At 73.0% G+C, this 3427-nt stretch carries 3 protein-coding genes and 1 pseudogene; 2 read left to right on the top strand and 2 right to left on the bottom strand.

Features of this window, described 5'->3' with window-relative positions:
- A pseudogene (locus HUW36_RS28580) lies at positions 1-488 on the bottom strand (baeRF2 domain-containing protein); the annotation flags it as partial.
- 141 nt (positions 489-629) lie between these two features.
- Here HUW36_RS28580 and HUW36_RS28575 point away from each other — a divergent pair.
- Entirely contained in the window at positions 630-1178 is a 549-nt protein-coding gene (locus tag HUW36_RS28575) for a hypothetical protein (RefSeq protein WP_174530962.1), read from the top strand.
- 47 nt (positions 1179-1225) lie between these two features.
- On the opposite strand, the gene HUW36_RS28570 is transcribed toward HUW36_RS28575, so the two are convergent.
- The gene (locus HUW36_RS28570; RefSeq protein WP_174530961.1) at positions 1226-1570 is read right to left on the bottom strand and encodes a DUF3817 domain-containing protein; all 345 of its coding nucleotides are present in this window, start codon (positions 1568-1570) and stop codon (positions 1226-1228) included.
- A gap of 219 nt (positions 1571-1789) precedes the next feature.
- On the opposite strand from HUW36_RS28570, the gene HUW36_RS28565 reads away from it, so the two are divergent.
- Complete coding sequence (locus HUW36_RS28565) at positions 1790-3268, top strand: glutamate-cysteine ligase family protein (protein WP_174530960.1); 1479 nt, start codon at positions 1790-1792, stop codon at positions 3266-3268.
- Positions 3269-3427: the final 159 nt, after the last annotated feature.

The following is a 3427-nucleotide window of genomic DNA, read 5'->3' as shown; positions in this document are numbered from 1 at the left end:
TGCGACCAGCCGCCGGGCTGCACGCGCCGCAGCTGCCGGCTCTGCCCGCCGGCCACGTGGGCCCGTCGGGGCACCCCGCCGGCGCTGACCGCCATCGCGTCCGCACCGGTACGGTCGGCGAGCACCCGCACCCAGGCCACCTGCTCGCCCCGTTGGGCGACCAACGGCATGGTGTGCGGCAGGGCGGACCAGGTGGCCAGGTCCCGCAGCGGCGGCGCGGAGAGGTACTCGGTGAGCACCACCCGACCCCGGGTGGCGAAGACGGCGATGCCGTAGTCGCCGGGCATCGGGTCGTGCCGGCGGACCACCTCCTCCACCGCCTCGACGGTGACCGGATCGGCGCCCTGGGCCAACAGGTCCCCCTTGAGGGCGCGCCATCGCAGGTCGACCTGCGGACGGGCGTCGTGGGTGTCCCGGGAGGCGTCCAGATACACCGAGCACCAGGGCCCGGGACGGTCGTAGAGCGGGCGCAGGAAGGACAGCTGCATGCTCGACCCCTTTCCAGCTCGGCCGCACGCATACCCGCGCCCCGGCCGATGTCACCTGCCGTCGGTGGGGCGTGACCGCCGTTCATTCACGTCGTTCAACCCGAAGGACCGATACCATCTGTGCACGCAACGGAACTCTCGGTGGTGAACATGGACACAGAGCTGCACACCCGACGCGTCGTCCGGCCGACGGAACGCATCGTCACCGGGCGCCTGGTGCGGCTGATGGAGGGCTACGCCCGGGAGGTCCGGGTCGGCCAGCCGGCGCTCGTCGCGGTGCTGACCGCGGCCGGTGTGGTGGGGCTGCTGCTACGGGTGGTGCGCGCGTTGCTCAGCAGCGGTGGCGGAGGCGCCCGGCGCAGCTTCAAGGAGCTGAAGAAGGGGCCGGAGTTCCTGGTCACCCCGGTCCGGGTGCGCGACGCCGCCGACCGGCTGGTCGAGGTCGAGCTGCACGGCCACCTGCCGCAGAGCGCGCTGCACCCGGGCGACCACGTCCAGCTCACGCTGCGCCCGCAGCGCGACGGTGAGCTGCCGCCCCGGATCGAGCGGATCGTCAACCTGACCACCGGGCAACTGCTCACCCCGCGTACCGCGACGCTCTGGTCGCACCTCGGGCCGGCGCTGCTGCTCCAGGCGACGCTCGGCGCGGTGCTGGTGCTCGGCGTCGCCGCCTGCTCCGCCCTGACGTGAAAGGAAGGGCCCCTTTTTAACGCCTGCGGTAGAGGCGGGGCCCCTTGTTAACCACCGACACGGGTGAGCGAGGGCTCGGCGGGCACGGCGGGGGCGGCGAGGAGGCCACGGCGACGGGCCCAGCGCTCGAACAGCACGGTGGCGAACGGGGGCACGGCGCTGGCCAGCGCCAGCCCGGTCTGCACCAGCGACCAGCGGCGGCGCCGGGCCACCACGAGCGCCAGCAGCCCGTACGCCACGAAGAGACCGCCGTGGATCGGGCCGAAGACCTGCACGCCGATCTCGTCGCGCGGCGGGCCGTACTTGACCGCCATGCCGGCCAGCAGCGCCGCCCAGGAGCACGCCTCGGCGATCGCCGCCCACACGAACGCCCGGATCCACCCGTCGCGCATCAACACTCCCCCTTCGGCCGGCGGCCCATGGTAGCCGGCCGCGCGGCGACCAGGTGTTAAAAGGGGGCCCCGCCTATGCAGGAGGCGTTAAGAGGGGGCCCCTCCTTACCGCCGAGGATCACCGAGGCCGGCACGGGGTACAGAAAAGGTCCTTCAGGCCTTTCCTGACCCGCCGCTCCGTGCGAGGTTGGGAGGACCAACGGTGACAGGGTGGTGACCATGGGCGAGGACGTCGGCGCGCGCACCTTCAGCCGGGAGGACCGGGCCCGCTACCGCGAGAAGGTGCGGCGGTGCCTGGACGTCTTCGCCGAGATGCTGCGCGAGTCCCGGTTCGACGTGGAGCGGCCGATGACCGGGCTGGAGATCGAGCTGAACCTGGTCGACGACGGGTTCGATCCGGCGATGCGCAACGCCGACGCGCTGGAGGCGATCGCCGACCCGGCGTTCCAGACCGAGCTGGGCCAGTTCAACGTGGAGATCAACGTCGCCCCGCGCCGGCTCGCCGGCACCGGCACCGCCGAGTTCGAGGGGCACGTCCGGGCCAGCCTGAACGCCGCGGAGGAGAAGGCCCGCACGGTCGGCGCGCACATGGTCATGATCGGAATCCTGCCGACGCTGCGCCCGGAGCACCTGACCGCGTCCTCGCTCTCGGCCAACCCGCGCTACGCGCTGCTCAACGAACAGATCTTCGCCGCCCGGGGCGAGGACCTGCCGATCGCGATCAGCGGGGTGGAGCGGCTGGCCACCACCGCCGACACCATCACGCCGGAGGCGGCGTGCACCAGCACCCAGTTCCACCTCCAGGTCAGCCCGGCGCAGTTCGCCGACTACTGGAACGCCGCCCAGGCGGTCGCCGGCATCCAGGTGGCCCTCGGCGCGAACTCCCCGCTGTTCTTCGGCCGCGAGCTGTGGCGGGAGACCCGCGTCCCGCTGTTCCAGCAGGCCACCGACACCCGGGCGGAAGAGATCAAGGCCCAGGGGGTACGCCCGCGGGTGTGGTTCGGGGAACGCTGGATCACCTCGGTGTTCGACCTGTTCGAGGAGAACGTGCGCTACTTCCCGGCGCTGCTGCCGGTCTGCGACCCGGAGGACCCGGCGACCACGCTGCACAGCGGCGGGGTGCCGAAGCTGGCGGAGCTGCGCCTGCACAACGGCACCATCTACCGCTGGAACCGGCCGGTCTACGACGTGCTGCGGGGCCGTCCGCACCTGCGGGTGGAGAACCGGGTGCTGCCGGCCGGGCCGACCGTGCTGGACACGGTCGCGAACGGCGCGTTCTACTTCGGCCTGGTCCGGGCGCTGGCCGAGTCGGACCGCCCGCTCTGGTCCCAGATGTCGTTCAGCGCCGCCGAGGAGAACTTCAACGCCTGCGCCCGGCACGGCATCGACGCCCAGGTCTTCTGGCCCGGCCTGGGCTACCTGCCGGTGACCGAGCTGGTGCTGCGCCGGCTGCTGCCGCTGGCCCACCACGGGCTCGACCGCTGGGGCCTGGACCCGGTGGAGCGGGACCGGCTGCTCGGCATCGTCGAGCAGCGCTGCCTGACCGGCCGCAACGGCGCGACCTGGCAGGTGGAGACGCTGCACCGGCTGGAGTCCGCCGACCACCTGGACCGGCCGGCCGCGCTGCGCGAGGTGGTCCGCCACTACGTGGACCTGATGCACAGCAACCGTCCGGTGCACGAGTGGCCGATCCCCTGACCGTCACGGGGTGGGGAACGACCGGTCCCCGAACAGGACGCCCCGGGCCGCGGCACGCCCGAGCGGCGTCCGCAGGAGGGTGAACGCCGCCGCCGCGACGGCCGGCGTCCGCACCTGGGCCAGCCCCCGGCGCAGCGTCATCCGGCCCCGGAAGCGGGC

The sequence above is a fragment of the Micromonospora maritima genome (assembly GCF_902825405.1).
In the GTDB taxonomy this organism is placed as follows: Bacteria; Actinomycetota; Actinomycetes; order Mycobacteriales; family Micromonosporaceae; genus Micromonospora; species Micromonospora maritima.
This window is presented reverse-complemented; position numbering and strand designations above follow the sequence as displayed.